The 17,634-nt window shown below is 57.9% G+C and carries 18 protein-coding genes; 6 read left to right on the forward strand and 12 right to left on the reverse strand.

What is annotated here, in order from left to right; all coding sequences use genetic code 11:
- Positions 1–14: 14 nt before the first annotated feature.
- From queA to I2E69_RS05705, 6 genes are all read right to left on the reverse strand, one after another.
- Positions 15–1,064, reverse strand: a complete 1,050-nt coding sequence (gene queA, locus I2E69_RS05680; protein WP_195459746.1) for a tRNA preQ1(34) S-adenosylmethionine ribosyltransferase-isomerase QueA — start codon at positions 1,062–1,064, stop codon at positions 15–17.
- Positions 1,065–1,206: 142 nt separating this feature from the next.
- Entirely contained in the window at positions 1,207–1,923 is a 717-nt protein-coding gene (truB, locus tag I2E69_RS05685; RefSeq protein ID WP_195459748.1) for a tRNA pseudouridine(55) synthase TruB, read from the reverse strand.
- Positions 1,923–2,714 (reverse strand): undecaprenyl-diphosphate phosphatase, encoded by a 792-nt coding sequence (locus tag I2E69_RS05690; RefSeq protein ID WP_195459751.1) that lies wholly within the window; start codon positions 2,712–2,714, stop codon positions 1,923–1,925. Before I2E69_RS05690 ends, truB begins: the two co-directional genes overlap by 1 nt.
- An 83-nt stretch (positions 2,715–2,797) precedes the next feature.
- On the reverse strand, positions 2,798–3,058 hold the full coding sequence (locus I2E69_RS05695) for a DUF3098 domain-containing protein (RefSeq protein ID WP_195459754.1): 261 nt from the start codon (positions 3,056–3,058) through the stop codon (positions 2,798–2,800).
- Positions 3,059–3,940 (reverse strand): cell division protein FtsX, encoded by an 882-nt coding sequence (locus I2E69_RS05700; RefSeq protein WP_195459755.1) that lies wholly within the window; start codon positions 3,938–3,940, stop codon positions 3,059–3,061.
- Between the two features lie 4 nt (positions 3,941–3,944).
- A complete protein-coding gene (locus I2E69_RS05705) occupies positions 3,945–6,431 on the reverse strand; it encodes a YfhO family protein (protein WP_195459758.1) in 2,487 nt (828 codons plus the stop codon).
- 87 nt (positions 6,432–6,518) lie between these two features.
- On the opposite strand from I2E69_RS05705, the gene I2E69_RS05710 reads away from it, so the two are divergent.
- Positions 6,519–7,508, forward strand: a complete 990-nt coding sequence (locus I2E69_RS05710; RefSeq protein WP_195459761.1) for a polyprenyl synthetase family protein — start codon at positions 6,519–6,521, stop codon at positions 7,506–7,508.
- Between the two features lie 42 nt (positions 7,509–7,550).
- Positions 7,551–8,837, forward strand: a complete 1,287-nt coding sequence (locus I2E69_RS05715; protein WP_195459764.1) for an MFS transporter — start codon at positions 7,551–7,553, stop codon at positions 8,835–8,837.
- 231 nt (positions 8,838–9,068) lie between these two features.
- Here the strand turns inward: I2E69_RS05715 and efp are convergent, their stop codons facing one another.
- Positions 9,069–9,656 (reverse strand): elongation factor P, encoded by a 588-nt coding sequence (gene efp, locus I2E69_RS05720; protein ID WP_195459766.1) that lies wholly within the window; start codon positions 9,654–9,656, stop codon positions 9,069–9,071.
- Between the two features lie 111 nt (positions 9,657–9,767).
- On the reverse strand, positions 9,768–10,340 hold the full coding sequence (locus I2E69_RS05725; RefSeq protein ID WP_195459769.1) for a polysaccharide deacetylase family protein: 573 nt from the start codon (positions 10,338–10,340) through the stop codon (positions 9,768–9,770).
- 118 nt (positions 10,341–10,458) lie between these two features.
- Here I2E69_RS05725 and I2E69_RS05730 point away from each other — a divergent pair, with 118 nt between their 5' ends.
- Positions 10,459–11,463 (forward strand): DUF4837 family protein, encoded by a 1,005-nt coding sequence (locus I2E69_RS05730; RefSeq protein WP_195459772.1) that lies wholly within the window; start codon positions 10,459–10,461, stop codon positions 11,461–11,463.
- A 54-nt stretch (positions 11,464–11,517) separates the two neighbouring features.
- Entirely contained in the window at positions 11,518–12,933 is a 1,416-nt protein-coding gene (cls, locus tag I2E69_RS05735; RefSeq protein ID WP_195459775.1) for a cardiolipin synthase, read from the forward strand.
- A 118-nt stretch (positions 12,934–13,051) separates the two neighbouring features.
- Here the strand turns inward: cls and I2E69_RS05740 are convergent, their stop codons facing one another.
- From I2E69_RS05740 to surE, 3 genes are read right to left on the reverse strand one after another with little or no spacing between them, the layout of a single operon-like run.
- Entirely contained in the window at positions 13,052–13,690 is a 639-nt protein-coding gene (locus I2E69_RS05740; RefSeq protein WP_195459778.1) for a response regulator, read from the reverse strand.
- The gene (locus I2E69_RS05745; protein WP_195459780.1) at positions 13,690–14,670 is read right to left on the reverse strand and encodes a sensor histidine kinase; all 981 of its coding nucleotides are present in this window, start codon (positions 14,668–14,670) and stop codon (positions 13,690–13,692) included. Before I2E69_RS05745 ends, I2E69_RS05740 begins: the two co-directional genes overlap by 1 nt.
- 43 nt (positions 14,671–14,713) lie before the next feature.
- On the reverse strand, positions 14,714–15,487 hold the full coding sequence (gene surE / locus I2E69_RS05750; RefSeq protein WP_195459783.1) for a 5'/3'-nucleotidase SurE: 774 nt from the start codon (positions 15,485–15,487) through the stop codon (positions 14,714–14,716).
- Positions 15,488–15,846: 359 nt separating this feature from the next.
- On the opposite strand from surE, the gene rplS reads away from it, so the two are divergent.
- Positions 15,847–16,227 carry a 50S ribosomal protein L19 gene (rplS, locus tag I2E69_RS05755; protein WP_195459786.1) on the forward strand — a complete coding sequence of 127 codons (381 nt, stop codon included), beginning with the start codon at positions 15,847–15,849 and terminating at the stop codon, positions 16,225–16,227.
- Between the two features lie 135 nt (positions 16,228–16,362).
- Here the strand turns inward: rplS and I2E69_RS05760 are convergent, their stop codons facing one another.
- Positions 16,363–16,914 (reverse strand): hypothetical protein, encoded by a 552-nt coding sequence (locus I2E69_RS05760; protein WP_195459789.1) that lies wholly within the window; start codon positions 16,912–16,914, stop codon positions 16,363–16,365.
- Positions 16,915–17,290: 376 nt separating this feature from the next.
- On the opposite strand from I2E69_RS05760, the gene I2E69_RS05765 reads away from it, so the two are divergent.
- Complete coding sequence (locus I2E69_RS05765) at positions 17,291–17,590, forward strand: helix-turn-helix transcriptional regulator (protein ID WP_229095396.1); 300 nt, start codon at positions 17,291–17,293, stop codon at positions 17,588–17,590.
- The last annotated feature ends 44 nt before the right edge of the window (positions 17,591–17,634 follow it).

A 17,634-nucleotide genomic window follows, 5' to 3' on the forward strand; every position in this document is an offset into this window, starting at 1 on the left:
GTAGTGAAAAAAAATTAAAGAATGAGCATTGCGTCTCCGTAAGTACCGAAACGATACCCCTCTTCTTTGGCCACCTTGTACGCATTCATCACGGTTTCGTAACCGCCGAAAGCCGCTACCATCATTAATTGTGTGGAGTAGGGCAGGTGGAGGTTGGTCACCATGGCATCGGCCACCGTGAACTCGTAGGGCGCGAAAATGAACTTGTTGGTCCAGCCCTCCATGGGTTTGATCATGCCGTTGGTCGATACGGCAGTCTCGATCGTGCGCATCACCGTCGTACCGATGGCCACGACCTTGCGTCCCTGCTGCTTGGCGGCATTGACCGACGCTGCGGCGGGATCTTCGACGAAGAACTGTTCGGAGTCCATCTTGTGCTTCGAGAGGTCCTCGACATCCACCGTGCGGAAGTTCCCCAGCCCGACGTGCAGCGTCACGAACGTCTTGTCGATGCCTTTGATCTCCATGCGTTTCATCAGGTGCTTCGAGAAGTGCATGCCGGCCGTCGGGGCGGCTACGGCTCCCTCTTTCTCCGCGAAGATGGTCTGGTAGCGTTCGGCGTCTTCGGGCTCGACCTTTTCACGCACCCATTTCGGCAGGGGCGTTTCGCCCAGCGAGAAGAGCGTTTGCTTGAACTCTTCGTAAGAGCCGTCGAACAAAAAACGCAGCGTGCGGCCGCGCGAGGTGGTGTTGTCGATCACTTCGGCCACCAGCAGGTCGTCGTCGCCGAAGTAGAGTTTGTTCCCGATGCGGATTTTGCGCGCCGGGTCCACCAGCACGTCCCACAGCCGCAGTTCGCGGTTGAGTTCCCGCAGCAGGAAGATTTCGATTTCGGCTCCGGTCTTCTCCTTGTTGCCGTAGAGGCGTGCCGGGAAGACTTTCGTATCGTTGAAAATGAAAAGGTCTTTTTCGTCGAAATATTCGATGATGTCCTTGAAGATACGGTGCTCGATTGTGCCTTTGGCGCGGTTGATGACCATCAGACGCGATTCGTCGCGATTGTTGGCCGGGTATTTGGCCAGCATTTCGGGTGAAAAGTCATACCCGTACTGCGATAATTTCATAAATAGACGCTCTTTTTTACGTTGAATTTCATTCGACATTTTCTGTGCCGGACAATCGCCCGAAGCGCAGGTTTGTTGCCGCCTTGGCTTCACGGGATGGTCCCGAAAAACAAGACAGATTATTTTCTATACGCAAAAAAGGCTATTTTGTTTCAAGATTTTGCAGATTTTCAAGAAATTCGTCCAATTCATACGACTTTTCGAGCGTGAAGCCGCCGCTGCGCGTCCGGCGCAGGGAGGCAAGATGTGCGCCGCTGTGGAGCGCCTGTCCGATTTCATGGGCCAGCGAGCGGATGTAAGTCCCTTTGCTGCAACGGATGCGGATGCGCACGCGGGGCAGGGCATACTCCAGTATTTCCATTTCGTAGATGGTGATCATCGCCTGGCGGACGGCGACCTCTTCCCCGGCGCGGGCCAGCTCGTAGGCGCGTGTGCCGTCGATCTTCTTGGCGGAGTAGACGGGCGGGGTTTGCAGCCGCTCTCCGGTGAGCGACTCAAGGGCTTCGGCGAGGGCTTCCCGCGTGATATGCTCCCACGGATAGGTCTGGTCGATTTCGTGCTCCAGGTCGTAGCTCGGGGTCGTGGCGCCCAGCATCACGTCGGCCACATACTCCTTCTCTTCGGCCTGCAGCGAGTCGACGAGTTTCGTGGCGCGGCCGATGCAGACCAGCAGGATGCCCGTGGCCAGCGGATCGAGCGTTCCGGCGTGTCCGACCTTGATTTTGCGGTAGCCCAGCCTGCGGAGCGCGAATTTGATTTTGCGCACCACGTCGGTCGAGGTCCAGCGCAGGGGCTTGTCCAGTACGGCGATGTATCCGTCTTCGAAGTTGATGCCGCGGAGGTCCAGCGTTTCTTTCATCAGCAGAAATAGCTTATAATCGACACCAGTCCGGCGACGGTGCAGTAGATTGCGAACCAGATGAGCTTGCCGCGTTTCACGATTTCGATCATGAACTTGCAGGCGAGGCATCCCGTGACGAATGCGGCGATGAATCCGGCGACGAGCGGAGTCGCAGCTACGCCGGCGGTCAAATCGCCGCTCATGGCTTCGAGCAGCGTTTCGCCCAGGATCGGCGCCAACACCATCAGGAACGAGAATTGTGCCACAGCGGCTTTCTTGTTGCCCAGCAGCAGGCCCGTCGCGATGGTCGAACCCGACCGCGAGAGTCCCGGCATGGCGGCGCACGCCTGTGCCAGTCCGATGATCAGGGCGTCGCGGTAGGAGATCGTCTCCTTCTGCCGCGGTTTGGCGTAGTAGGCGAAGGTCAGCAGTGCCGCTGTCAGCAGCAGCATGGCGCCTACGACCACAAGGATATAGGGAGCGTTGAGCAGGTCGTTGATCCGGTCTTTCAGCAGGAATCCGACGAACCCGATGGGAATCATCGAGAGGACGAGTTTCAGCACGTAGGCCTGCTCTTCGTTGAACCGGCGCGAGAAGAGTCCTTTCAGGAGCCGCCAGACTTCGCTCCACAGCACGACGACCGTGCTCAGCACCGTGGCGGCGTGGAGTGCCACGTCGAACGTGAGGTTCTCTTCGAGCTGTACGCCCAGCACCTCTTTGGCGATCTGCAGGTGGCCGCTGCTCGAAACGGGCAGGAATTCGGTAATACCCTGCACGATACCGAGCAGGATAGCTTGTAGTGTATCCATTTATTCAGAGAGGGTGTAAATTTTCGGGTGTTCTGTTTTCGGAGCCTGCGCACCGGACCCGGGTATCCCGGACCCGGCGGGAATTACTTGTAGCGTTTCATGATTGCGTAAATCTCGATGACGAAACCGCCGATCACGAGGATCGGAGCCAGCGTGATGCGCCGCCACGAGAACATCGCATAGTTGAATTCGTCGGGCGAGTCGCTCCCTCCGCCGGCCATCAGGATGAAGCCCAGGAGGATAACTGCGAACCCGATCGCCAGCAGGATGTAGTTGCGGCGCGTAAGGGGCATGCGCGGGTCTTCCTGCAGGGGGGCCTGTGCTTTTTTCTGTTCGTTTTTCATTTAATAAAGATATATCTTGTTCGACTTCATATTGACGAATTTGTTGAGGGCTGCGATGGTGAAGAGCCCCGAGATGATGATGCCGCCCGCAATCATCGAGCCGAGAATGATGGCGATTTTGCCGGCCTCGGCAATGGTCATCAGTTCGGGAACAGCTTCGTTCAGCCCGTAAACCGCCAGGCAGAAGAGTGCCGATGCGGCCGTGCCGGCCAGGATTCCCTGGGTGACGCTGCTTCCCAGGAAGGGTTTCATGATGAACCACTTGGTAGCCCCCACCAGCTTCATCGTGTTGATAAGGTATCTTTTGGAAAAGATCGCCAGCCGGATGGTGTTGCTCAGCAGGATCAGCGAGATGACCAGCAGCGCGCCGCCGAACAGCAGCAGCACGAGGCGGATTTTATTCACCGTGGCGTGCAGCCGTTCGGCCATCAGCGCCGGATACGATACGCGGTCGACGCCCTCGATGCGCCCGACGGCGGCGATGAACGAGTCGAGCAGCTCCTTGTCGGCCGATGCCGACGTGAGCGTAAGCTCGAACGAATCCAGTAGCGGATTCTCCTGCAGGACCTCTTCGAACGAACTGCCGAACATCTTGCGGAACTCCTGGTCGTCGACCTTCTCCTCCTTGGCCGAGTAGGCGATCGTCGCGACCATCTCTTCGCCCGTCAGGCGTTTGTTGATGGCCTCCTTCTGCGTGTCCGAAAGCCCGTTTTTCAGTTCCACGGTGACGGCGATGCTCTCCTGCAGCGTGTCGGCGACCTTCAGTGCCGCGACCATCAGATAACCCACCGATCCCAGCAGGAACAGCACGAGCGTGATGCTCACTGTCGATACGATATAGGAGTTGCGTACCTTTCGTTTTAAACGCTTGTCGTCTTTCATAACTTTACGCTTTTTTCTTGCGGAAACAATATACCAGTGCGGCAATCGCGCCCAGCAGGATCGCGAGCGATGCGGCGAGCGTTACGCCTTCGACGGTTGTCCAGCCCGGGGCGCGGAACCGCCATTCGACGGTGTGCGTTCCGGCGGGGAGCGTCATCGCCCGCAGGATGTAGTCGGCCCGGAAGTAGGGCGTCTCTTCGCCGTCGACATAGGCCGTCCAGCCGTGGTCGTAGAAAATCTCCGAGAAGACCGCCGCCGATTTTTCCGGTGCGGTGTATTCATATTTAAGGTAGTTCGGGCGATATTCCGTGAGTGCGATCGTGCGGGTGGAATCGGCGCCGGGAGCCGCCTGGGCAATTCCGGCAGTCAGCGTCTCGTCTTTGGCGGCGATTACCGCCGTGGTTTTGGTGTCGATGGTTTCCAGCGCATCGATTTCGGCCTGTGCCGTCGGGACGTATACGAGGCTGTCCACGAACCACGCCGCCCCGTTGGCTGTCGTACGGATGCGCGGTTCGGGCTGTCCTTCTTTGCCCTGAACGATCAGGTAGCGTGTGTTGAGCATGTCCAGCACGCCGTCGTCGACCCGGGAGAGGTAACGGTCGATCAGGTCCTGGTAGCGGGCCAGTTTCGCACCGTGGTAACCGCCTACGGAACGGTGGAAATAGGAGGTCGTAGCGTCGTTGAAGGGGCTGACCGTGAGGTTCAGCACCCGGTAACCCGGGTCCGTGTCCTGCATGATCGCCTTGTCGGCCGCCGAGGCCGTCACCCGGTTGCGCTGCGTCGAAACGAAATTGTCCGACGAAAGGAACCGCAGGTCGACCGGCACGAGGTCCAGCAGCATCACGGCCCCGAGCAGGCCCGTCAGCATGTATTTGTTGATCTTTCGCAGGGCGAACAGCGCCACGCTGCCTGCCGCCAGCAGGATCATCAGCAGCGAACGCCATGCGTCGGCCTGCATCATCGCCGCACGGTCGGCGGCCATCGCGTCGGCTGTCGCTTCCGCCCATTCCACGTCCATCCCGCGGTCGATGTACGACTGCATGTTGTTGCTCTCGAAGATGTGGCGGAACGTATCGGTCATCTCGGCGGCGCTCTGCGCACGCCCGAAGTCGAAGAACAGGCCTCCGGCGACGGCGAACAGCAGGCAGAGGCCCCCGGTGATTCCTGCGGACCACGCCAGTCCGCGCAGCAGCCGTTCGCGGGGGATTTCGCCTTTCCAGAGCCGCATCAGGGCGAACGCCCCCAGCAGCGGCACGGCCCATTGCACGACGACGAGCGTCATCGACACGGTGCGGAACTTGTTGTAGCCGGGCAGGTATTTGAACGCAAATTCCGTGAATCCCATCAGGTTGCGGCCCCAGGCCAGCAGGATCATCAGCACGCATGCGGCGATGATCCACCATTTGTTGCGGCCCCGGGCCAGCGCGATGCCCAGCGCGGCGAGGAATATGGCGGCGGCTCCGAGGTAGGTCGGGCCGCCCGTGTAAGGCTGCGTGCCCCAGTATACGCCCAGTTGCTGCGCCGCGCCGCGCAGCCCGTAGTCGTTCAGTACGGCTGCGGTCTGTCCGTCGGCCGGGAAGGTCGTGCCCGATTCGCGGCCCATGAAGTCGGGAATCAGCAGGTTGAAGGTCTCGGCTTTGCCGTAGCTCCACGCCGTGGCATAGTCGAGGGCAAGGCCGCTCGTCGAGGTTTCGGCCGTCGCGGCCAGCTCCGAACCGCCGCGGATGGTCTCCTTCGAATGTTTGGCCGTGTACCACAGGGGCGAGAAGTTCGATCCTACGGCCAGGATGCCCGCCGCAGCCAGGGCTGCCGTACGCAGGGCGAAATTCTTCATCCGTTTTTCCCGGAAGGAGGCGATGCCTTCGCTGACCCAGAATGCGGCCATCGCCACGAGGAAATAGTAGGTGATCTGTGGGTGGTTGGCGCCGATTTCGAGCGACGCCGTGAGCGCCGTGAGTGCTGCGCCGCACCAGACGTTGCCCCGCAGGGTCATCCATGCGCCGCCCATCATCAGCGGGGCGTAAACCAGCGCCCACATCTTCGTGACGTGCCCCGCGCCGATGATCAGCAGGAAGTAGGTCGAAAGTCCGTAGGCCAGCGACGCGACGATGCCCACCCACGGGTTGACCCCGAAAATCAGCAGCATGAGCCACATGGCCGTCATGGCGAAAAACAGGAATCCGGCGGGCGTGTCGATGATTTTCACCACTTTGCCCACGGTGTTTTTCACCAACTGAGCCGGGTAGGCAACGTTGATCAGGTAGGCCGGCATTCCGCCGAACATGCCGCCCGTCCATTGCGGGTCCTCGCCCGTCGCGGCGCGCATGTCGCTGATGTCCTTGGCCATACCTTCGTATTGGATGACATCGTGCTGGGGCAGCACCTCGCCCCGGAACTGCGGGGCGAAATAGGCGGCGCTCACTACGAAGAAGATTGCGAGGGCCGCCGCGGCCGGCAGCAGTTTTGATCCTATAGTGTTCGAAAAATCCATTTCAGCGTATCTTAACCGATTGCCAAAGGTACGAAAAAACATTGACAGTCCGTGTCTTCATTGCGAAAAATGACTATCTTTGCGGATATGATTACACTCGATGACATCCGCAAACCCGTGACTGCGGAACTGGAGGCCTTCGACGAATTCGTAGGCCGCCAGTTTACGGCCGAGGGGGAGCTGCTCTCCGATATGCTGCGTTACGCCCTTTCGGCGCGCGGCAAAGGCATCCGTCCCATGCTCGTCATGCTTTCGGCGGCGATGAACGCCCCGGTCAAAGGGGCCGCTACGGGCCGCAGGGCCTGTCTCGCGGCCATGCTGGTCGAAATGGTCCACGTTGCGTCGCTGATCCATGACGACGTGATCGACGAGGCCGACATGCGCCGCGGGAAACCGTCGGCCAACGCCCGCTGGCAGTCGCACAAAGCCGTAATTCTGGGCGATTATATCCTTGCCAAAAATATGAATATCGGTTTGCAGAGCGGACAGTTCGACCTGGTGACGCACGTCTGCGGGTCGATGGCCGCACTGTGCGAAGGCGAGGTTCTGCAGGACGAATGCGCCGCCAACAGCACGATGACCCGCCAGGCCTACCTCGACATTATTTATAAGAAGACCGCGAGCCTGCTGGGCGTCAGCGCGTCGGCCGGAGCCCTGGCCGTGAGCGCCACGCGCGACAAGGTGGCCACGATGCGCCGCTTCGGCGAAGCCGTGGGCATGGCTTTCCAGATCCAGGACGACATTCTCGACTACACCCCGACGGCCCACACCGGAAAACCCGCCAACAACGACCTGCGCGAAGGGAAAATCACCCTGCCGCTGCTTTCCGTGCTCGACCGCGCCTCGGAATCCCGCCGCAAGGAGCTGCTCGAACGGCTGGCCCGCTGCCACGAGAACGACGAGGATGTAGAATACCTGCGCTCCACGGTCGAGAACGAAGGCGGCCTTGCGTTCGCCGCCGAGGTGATGCAGGGCTACATCGCCCGCGCCGTGGAGATGCTCGCCGACTATCCGGATTCCGAATACCGCTCGGCGCTGGTCAACCTCTGCGCCTATATCGCCGAACGGGACCGATAACCCCTCCCTGAAAACTTATTAACCTAAACATTGATAAATTTTATGGAACAAAAGAAAAATTACACCTTGCCCATCGTCATGATGTTCTTGCTCTTTGCAATGATCTCCTTCGTGACGGGACTTTCGAATCCGCTGGGCGTCATCGTGAAGAATCAGTTTGCCGTGGCGAACTGGATGTCGCAGCTGGGCAACTTCGCCAACTTCATCGCCTATGCGGTGATGGGTATTCCGGCGGGTATGATGCTCAAGCGCATCGGCTATAAGAAGACGGCGCTGGCCGCCGTGGTCGTGGGCTTCGTCGGTGTGGGCATCCAGTATCTTTCGGGTGTTGCCGGCAGTTTCTCGGTCTACCTGATCGGCGCCTTCGTTTCGGGCTTCTCGATGTGTATGCTCAATACGGTGGTGAACCCGATGCTCAACACGCTCGGCGGCGGCGGCAAGAAGGGTAATCAGCTTATCCAGTTCGGCGGCTCGCTCAACTCGATTTCGGCGACTATCGTGCCGATCCTCGTGGGTTACCTGATGGGTAATGCAGCCAATGCGACGATCAGCGATGCGGCTCCCGCCCTGTTCATCGCTATGGGTATCTTCGCGGTCGTATTCTTCGTGCTGGCAGCGGTTCGCATTCCCGAACCCTTCGCAATCCAGAGCGCCAAGACCGAGAAGAAGGATAAGCACAGCGCCATGTCGTTCCGCCACTTCGTACTGGGTACGGTGGCTATCTTTATCTATGTAGGTGTCGAAGTGGGTATCCCCAACTTCATGAACCTGTTCCTGACTTCTACTCCCGACGCTGCGACGCCGGGTGTCGGAATGGCTGCGGCTGCGGCCGGTTCGCTCGTGGGTACTTACTGGTTCCTGATGATGTGCGGCCGTCTGATCGGCGGTGTCATCGGCGGTAAGGTGTCGAGTAAGGTTCAGTTGACGGTGGTTTCCGTCGTGGCCCTCGCCTTCGTATTGCTGGGTATCTTCGCCCCGATCGATACGATGGGCCGTATGCCGGTGTTCACCGGTACGGGCTTTGCCATGATCGAAGTTCCCATCGGCGTCATGTTCCTCACGCTGTGCGGCCTCTGCACGTCGGTGATGTGGGGCGGTATCTTCAACCTCGCGGTTGAGGGCCTCGGCAAATATACCTCCATGGGCTCGGGTATCTTTATGGTGATGGTTTGCGGCGGCGGTATCCTCCCGCTGATCCAGGGCTATGTTGCCGACATCTCCAACTACCTGTCGAGCTACTGGGTAATCATCGCCGGTCTGGCCTACATGCTCTTCTACGCACTCGTAGGTTCGAAGAACGTCAACAAGGACATTCCCGTAGAGGAGTAGTTCCGATTATACAGAGCTTTTTGCTCTTGTTCCCGTGTGGCGCGGATGGGTTTCCCATTCGCGCCACATTCCGTTTAATTAACCGCTTTCCTGAATCCGGAAACCGGGGTATGTCGCTTTCCGTTCTTCAGGCGAAGAATATGTCCCGGCCGCGCCGAAGGGCAAATAAAAAAGGTCCTTCGGAAAGGACCTTTTTTATTGCAGGGCAGCAGTGCCCGTAAGAATCGAAAACTATTTGATACGCTCGTAATACTCGCGCGTGCGGGTATCTACGCGGATCTTGTCTCCCGTGTTGATGAACAGCGGCACGCGGATCGTGGCGCCGTCTTTTGCGGTCGCGGAGTTTACCGTGGCGGGTTTGAGCGAGTTGGTCGATGCCGTGTCGCCCTTGATGCCCGGTTCGGTGTAGATCACCTCCATGTCGACGATCGGGGGCAGCTCGGCCGAAAGGACGCTCTCCTTCTCGGTGTGGAACATCACCTCGACGATCTGGCCGTCGGTAATCAGGTCGTAGTTGTTGATCAGGTTCTTGTCGATGTTGATCTCCTCGAAGGTCTCGGTGTGCATGAAGTGCGCACCCAGGTCGTCCTCGTAGGTGAACTGGTAGGGACGGCGCTCTACGCGTACCTGCTCGATCTTCTGGCCCACCGACGAGAAGGTGTTGTCCAGCACGCGGCCGTTTTCGAGGTTCTTGAGTTTCGAACGGACAAAAGCAGGACCTTTGCCCGGTTTGCAGTGCTGGAAATCGACTACGAGAAACGTCTTGCCGTCCATTTCGACGCACATGCCGATTTTGATATCAGCGGCTGTAATTGTCATAGGATTATAAGTTTACAATTATTATCTTTCACGGGCGCAAAGTTAATAAAAAAATCCCGGAAATCCTACACGCTCCTTTTCGGGACTGTGTGCAGGGCTGTCAGCCCGGATTTAAAGCTCGATCGGTTTGCACCGGAGGCCCATCTGGCGAATCTTCTCCAGCGTGCGGGGCAGGGCGTAACGCATGTTGCGGAAGGCCTTTTCGCTGTCGTGGAAAACCACGATAGCGCCCGGTGCGAGGTATTTCGTGACGTTCTTCAGGCACGTGCGGGGCGAGAGGCGGCGGTTGTAGTCGCGCGAAATGATGTCCCACATCACCAGTTTGTAGCGCTGCCCCAGGAACCGCGCCTGCGCCGGAGTGATGCGTGCGTAGGGTGGGCGGAAAAGTTCGCTGTGTATCAGGTCGTTGGCGAAATCCACGTCCTCCGTATAGCGTTCGAGGCTCATGCCCCATCCCTTCTGGTGCGAATAGGTGTGGTTCCCGACTTTGTGCCCGGCGTCGAGGATGCGCCGGTAGAGGTCGGGGTACATCTCGACGTTCTTGCCCAGTACGAAGAAGGTCGCTTTGGCATCGTACTTGTCCAGCGTCGAGAGAATCCACTCCGTGACACCCGGCGTAGGACCGTCGTCGAAGGTCAGGAACACGCCGTCTTCGTCGTCGATCTCCCAGATCAGGTCCGGCATCAGTCGTCGGATTATTTTTGGCGGTTTCAAACGCATAGCCCGCAAAAATAGTGAAATTCCGTGCCATTTGGAAAAAATATACGTATATTTGTAAAAAGACAACTCGAATCGACCGGCTATGAAAATGTTTTACCGTATTGCATTTGCGGCGCTTCTCGTCGCGACGATGGCAGGCTGTGATGCCTTCCACACCCTGACCAAACCGAAAAAAAGTGCACAGGGGAGACCTTATGAACTGATCGTAGTTTGTCCCCAGAAAGAGTGGACGGGCGAGGTCGGCGATACGCTGCGCGCAATCTTCACTGCTCCGGTTCCCTACCTGAACCAGGTAGAACCGCTGTTCGACGTGCTGCGCGTCCAGGAGCGGGGATTTTCGGGCATGGTTGCCGACCACCGCAATATCCTCAAGATCCTGGTCGATCCGGCTGTGAAAGAGAGCAATACCGCCGTGCAGTACGATGTGACGGCCGAGCCGCAGATCGTGATGACGGTGCAGAGCCCCGACGACAAGGCGCTGGTGGCCTACCTTTCGGAGAACCGCGAAAGCCTCGTCTATGCACTCGAACAGGCCGAGCGCAACCGCTCGCTGAAAGCTAACGCCGCTTACGGCAACCCCTCGATCGAGGCCAATATCCTCAAGACGTTCGGTGTCGAAATGAAGGTCCCGAAGGGATATACCCAGGCCAAACTGGAAGGCGACTTCCTCTGGGCGCGCAACGAATATCCTACCGCGAGCCAGGGATTTTTCATCTATTCCTACCCCTATGAAGGCAAGCAGGCGCTTACCGAAAAGGCCCTGATCGCTGCACGCAACAAGTTTGCGGCGCGGATTCCCGGTCCGTCGGACGGCTCGTATATGACCACTTCGGACGTGATCGAACCCGATTACCGCCTGTTCCGGCTCGAAGGACGCCTGTGGTGCGAACTGCGCGGCTTCTGGGACGTGCACGGCGACTTCATGGGCGGTCCGTTCGTCAGCTATACGACCGTCGATACGGCCACCAACCGCGTCTTCACGCTCGATTGCTACGTCTTCGCTCCCGATCTCAACAAGCCCCGCAAGCGCAATTACATGCGCGGCGTCGAGCATCTGCTCTATTCGGTGCAGTTCCCGAACCAGTAACACCCCGTCCCCGGCGCGGGTTCCGGGCCGCACGATGAGAAGAAACCGATGGATATGCAGCAAATACTGACATATACTTTTCTCGTAATCTATACGGTCACGATCCTCGGTATCGTTCTGGTTATCATCACCGACAACCGGAATCCGCTGAAGACCCTGCCGTGGATCATCGTGCTGGTGCTCGCCCCGGTCGTGGGGCTGATTTTCTACTTTTTCTTCGGCCAGAACCTCTCCAAGCAGCGCATCATCTCGCGCCGCACGCGCAAGCGCATCACCATGCAGCTCGAAGAGGCCCACGACGCCGAACAGCCCGACATTCCTGCCGAATACCGTCCGCTGGCCACGTTGCTCGCCTCTACGATTCACTCCGTGCCGCTCTACGGCAGCCGGATCACCCCCTACACCGACGGGGCGTCGAAGATGGAGGCGCTGCTGGCGGAGATAGCCCGCGCGAAACACCATGTCCATATCCAGTATTACATCTTCTGCGACGACCGGACGGGCTGCCGCTTGCGCGATGCGCTGGTTGCGAAGGCCCGGGAGGGGGTCATGGTGCGCATCCTCTACGACGACGTGGGATGCAGCGGTGTGAAAAAAGCGTTTTTCGAGGGTATGCGCCGCGAAGGTATCGAGGTGTTCTCCTTCCTGCACGTCAAATTCCCGCTTTTTACGAGTAAGGTCAACTACCGCAATCACCGCAAAATCGCCATTGTCGACGGGCGTGTGGGTTTCATCGGCGGTATGAATATCGCCGACCGCTATGTCCGGGGCACGGAGTGGGGATCGTGGCGCGACACCCATTTCCGGATCGAAGGCAACGGTGCGGCGGGATTGCAGGCGTCGTTCCTGAGCGACTGGTCGGCGACCACGAAACAGAATATCTATGCTGCGGCCTATTATCCTGCGGCGGAACGTTATACGAACGATATTTTGCAGATCGTGCCGAGCGGTCCGTTCGGTAAGTGGCGGGCTTTGCTGCAGGCCGACAGTTACGCCGTTTCGAACGCGCAGAAACGCATCTGGATTCAGACGCCCTATTACCTTCCGTCCGACGTGCTGAACTCCTCCTTACAGGTGGCAGCGCTGGCCGGCGTCGATGTTCGGCTGATGCTCCCGGCGCGCTCCGACTCGAAGGTCGTCGACCTGGCGTCGCATTCTTACCTCGACGACATGATGAAAGCAGGGGTGAAAATACTCTTCTACGAACCCGGTTTCCTGCACTCCAAACTGCTGATTATCGACGACGGGCTGACCGTCATCGGCTCGGCGAACATGGATTTCCGCAGTTTCGAACACAATTTCGAGGTCAATGCCTTCGTCTACGACACGGAATTTACGGCCCGCATGGCTGCGGTCTTCGAAGACGACGCCGCGCGCTGCCACGCGCTGCTGCCCGGCGAATGGTTCAACCGCTCCCGCAAACGCCGCCTGGCGGAGTCGTTCATGCGGGTGTTTTCCCCGCTGCTGTAAGTGTTGCGGTTTTTTCCGCTCGGCAGGTAATTGTTTTTAATTGCCGAAAAGCAAATTTCGCGTCCTGATGCAGGGCGGCGGGATAAGGTAGTGCGGACGCACCTGTGAGAATCGGAAACTAAATCTCCACGATGCCGTTCCGGATGGCATAAACTACCAGCGAAGCGGTATTCTTGCAGCCGGTTTTTTCGAGGATGTTGGCGCGGTGCTTGTCGACCGTGCGCTTCGAGATGAAGAGTTCGTCGGCGATCTCCTGGTTCGACAATCCCCGGCAGACGGCCACCAGGATTTCGCGTTCGCGCGACGAAAGCTGTTCGTCCGCGGCGTCTTCGCGCGTACGCATACGCCCTGTGAGCGACGACAGCAACTGGGGCGAAAAATAACTGCCGCCCGCCATCACCGTGTCGATGGCTTCGATCACGTCGCCGATATCGGAGTCTTTCAGCAGGAAGCCCCGGGCCCCGGCCTCGACCATCCGCGAATAGTAACTCTCTTCGCCGAACATCGAGAGCGTGATGATCTTCAGGTCGGGACGCTGCGCCAGCGCCCGTTCGGTCGTCTGCGCCCCGTCGAGCCCCGGCATGGCGAAATCCATGAACACGATGTCGGTGTCGGCGCCGTCGAGCATCGCCAGGAACTCCTCGCCGCTGGCCGCTTCGCCGACGACGCGGCACTCCGTGCAGCGTTCGAGCAGCCCCCGCAGTCCGTTGCGGAAGAGCGAATGGTCGTCGACCAGGATGATTTTATGCGGTTCCATTACCTGCGGCGGCGTTTACGGTTTCGGTTCAGCGGCGCAGGCTCCTGCTGCGTATTGACGCGGATGGCCGCACGCATGCCCCTGCCCTTGGCGGATGCAATGTCGAATGTGCCGCCCAGCGAGTTGATGCGCGACGCGATGTTCGAGAGGCCCATGCCGCAGTCCATCATCGCCTGCGGATTGAATCCGCGGCCGTTGTCGGTATAGTCGAGCGCCAGTTCCGAGCCGTTCTGCGACAGCGAGAGGTTGACTTCCGAGCAGGCGGCGTGCTTGAGCGAGTTGTTGATCAGTTCGCAGATCACGCGGTAGAGGATCACCTCGATGTCGGTGTCGTAACGTTCTGAGCGGAGGTTGGTCGTGAAGCGAATCTTTACGTCGTGCATCGCGGCGCTCTTGTCGATGAAGTTCTGCACGCCCCGCGCCAGCCCGAAGTCGTTGAGCACGTGCGGCGAAAGGTTGTTCGAAATCTCGCGCAGCGAGCGGATCGCCTCGTCGATCACATAGGTCGTATTGTCGATGATCTCGCGCTGTTCGGCGTCGTGTTCCTCGCGCGAAAGGGCCGTGAGCGACATTTTGGCCGACGAGAGCAGCGGCCCGAGGCCGTCGTGCAGCTCCTTGGAGAATCGCGAACGGGCCTTCTCCTCGGTGCGGAGCACGGCCGTGAGGATGCGTTTGTTGAGCAGCGACCGCTGGCGGTTGAGGCGGTTGATGTATTTGAAGAGCTTGTGGGCGTACATCACGCCGATCGAGAGGCAGACCGAAACCACGATGCCCAGATAACCGAACCACCAGCGGGGCTCGACCTGGAAACCGGAGACGGCCAGCAACTGCACGAGACGTTCGACCGACAGCAGCGAGAAGCCCACGATGAAGAGAATCCACACCGAGTTGTACTTGGTGGTGCGCACCAGCCGCAGCGCATAGACCGTAGCGAGGGACTGAATGGCGATGGAGATGACGAGCAGGACCTTGATCAGCATAGGCGTCGGGGTATGTAAAGATTATCTTTTTACAAATATACTACTATTTCAGCACATTGCCAAGATTTTTCAGTTGCCGGTAATCCGTCAGGTCTACCTGCACGGGAACCACCGCCACGTATTTGTTGGCCAACGCCCATTCGTCGGTGTCGGTGGCTTCGGGTTCGGCATTGACGAATGCGCCCGTGAGCCAGAAATACTCCCGGCCCCGGGGGTCTTCGTGGCGGTAGAACTCCTCGCGCCAGAAGCCGCGGTTCTGGCGGCAGAGTTTTATACCCCGGATCTCTTCGGGCCGCCCGACGGGCACGTTCACGTTCAGGCACAGCGGCAGTTCGAGTTCCGGAGCGGCGAGAATGTCGCCTACGATCCGCTTGCCGAAAAGCACCGCGGCGTCGAAATCAGCGTCGGCCTCGTGGTCGTCGAGCGACAGACCGACGGCCGGGCAACTGTAAAAACTGCCCTCCATGGCCGCGCCCATCGTCCCCGAGTAGAGCACGTTGACGGCCGAGTTGGAACCGTGGTTGATGCCCGAGATCACCATGTCGACGCGTTCGTCGCGCAGCAGGTAGTCGAAGGCCATCTTCACGCAGTCGACCGGGGTTCCCGAGAAAGCATAGACCTCGAGTCCCTCCTCCTCGCGGATGCGGCGCAGGTAAAGGGGGTTGTACATCGTGATGGCCTGGCTCATGCCGCTTTGCGTCGTTTCGGGAGCCACGACCACCACCCGGCCGAAGGCCCGGGCGACCTCGATGGCTGCCGCTATGCCTTTCGAATCGTATCCGTCGTCGTTGGTTACAAGTATCAGTTTTTCGTTCATATTTTTTCGCTTGTTTTCCGGCCGGAACCGTGTAATCCGGACGCAGCCCGGCCGTTTCGTTTGCCGGGGCGCGGCCTGTCCGGGCCGATGTTATTTTGACAAAGATAGTGATAAATTGCGCTTTTTTCATGCAATACTTGCGCCGTTCCGAAATTTCTTCCTATATTTGCAGTCCCTTTCAGGGCGTATATCAACCTCTTTCATTGGGCACTACGCAGATGCGGGACGGACGAAGGCGGCGGATGCAGGTGCAGACGGACGGCCGAGACGGACCACGCGGGATTACGGGCAAAGGCCCCGTATGGTAAGCACGGTGCAGCGGGAATGTCGAATGCGAAATAAAAAAAATTGTTGCAACAATGAACAAAGACGCAATCATCAAGCTCGTTAACGAGCAGATGTGGGCCAAGACGGACGCCGACGTTCCGTCGTTCAAGGCAGGTGACACGATCACCGTTTCCTACAAGATCATCGAGGGAAACAAAGAGCGCGTGCAGAGCTTCCGCGGTGTGGTTATCCAGATCAAGGGCTCGGGCAAGACCAAGATGTTCACGATCCGTAAGATTTCGAACGGCGTGGGCGTGGAGCGTATCTTCCCCCTCTACTCGCCTCACATCGACAAGATCGAGGTGAACAAGATCGGTGTCGTACGCCGTGCACGTATCTACTACCTGCGCGACCTGACCGGTAAGAAAGCCCGCATCAAGGAGAAGCGCATGACCCGTACGGAGAAGAAATAATCCGTCGCAGTCAGAACGAAAAAACAGGATGCCGCTTGCGGCATCCTGTTTTTTCGTGTCCGAAAAGGAGCAGAACCGCCCGCCGGTCAGTGACGCTGAGAGGGATAGAATGGCGGACGGACTCTGCTCCGAATGCTATCGGTCGATGCTGCCGATTTTTTTCAGTGCGTCGTATTCGGCCTGTAAACGGGCCGCGGCCGCGGCGTTGCAACGCTCTGCCGGCTCGCTGAGGGCGGCGACATCTTCCGGCGTGAATCCATGCCGGGCAATGGTTTCGGCATCCAGCCGGAACGGAGTGTCGGTCCGCAGGCATTTTTCGCAATAGGGGGCCATAAACTCCGCGGCAAGCTCCGTAAGCGTTCCGACGGTCGCATCTTCGCACGAAAGCAGTTCTATTCTGGCGGGGCTGTCCTCCTCTTCCTGTGCTCCCATTCCGACGAAATAGATGCAGAACTCGTCCTGCGGATCGAATTCTCCGGCTTTGGCCAGAAATTCCGGCAGGGAGAACCGGTAACGCCCGGAGTCTTCGTAGGTCTCCGATTTCCGGCGGTAATCGTAAGCGCAGAACAGGTAAAAATCATCCTTCGGCAGCCCCGCGAGAAACGCATAGAAGGGGTGGGCCTGTGCGCGCAGTTCGGCAAACAGGGTTTCAAGATAGGGGGCGCTGATAAATCGGGAATCGCACATACAATATATTATTGCTTGTTTATTGAATAAAACATTGTTTAATAATAAATGTTTTATTGTATAACGGAAGAGGGTAGGTACAAAAAAAGAGGGCGCATTAGCAGCCCCTTAGCAAAGGTCTTGGGAAACCCTTAATCAGAAGCTGTCCTGCGCCCTTGTAAGCCCTGTCCGCAGAACGGGCAGGACATAACAAGGACTGACAACTATTATACCTGATTAAACATCCTCCGGAGAGGTTCCCAAGTTTTTGCTAAGGTATAGGCAGTTGTTTACCTATTATATTAACGACTCGATCAAGTCGTGTTATGTCGCAACAAAGTTAGCATAATTTCTGCATTTGAGAGTTTACTAATACAAATATAAGTATTATTTCTTTATGTTAATACATGTATTAGCGCAAATTTTTGATTTCACTTTTTCATTTGTATTAATGAAAAGGCAGAAACAACGGCGTGATGAGGAATTACTTCAAAAAATCGTATTGCGGGTAAAGGAACTCCGCAGTATTCACGGTCATACCCAAGAGAAATTGGTTGGAGGTACAGGGTTGAATATTCCTAATCTCGAAACAGGCGAGAATTTTCCGAATATAACAACGATCTCTATCATCTGCAAATTCTACAAGATTACCCTCGATGAGTTTTTCGCACCTCTGAACTATCCGCCGAAGGAATAACCCGTTCGGATAACTTTCAGCCATAAAAAAAGGTCCTTCGGAAA

Source organism: Alistipes sp. D31t1_170403_E11 (assembly GCF_015553985.1).
GTDB classification, from domain to species: Bacteria; Bacteroidota; Bacteroidia; order Bacteroidales; family Rikenellaceae; genus Alistipes; species Alistipes montrealensis.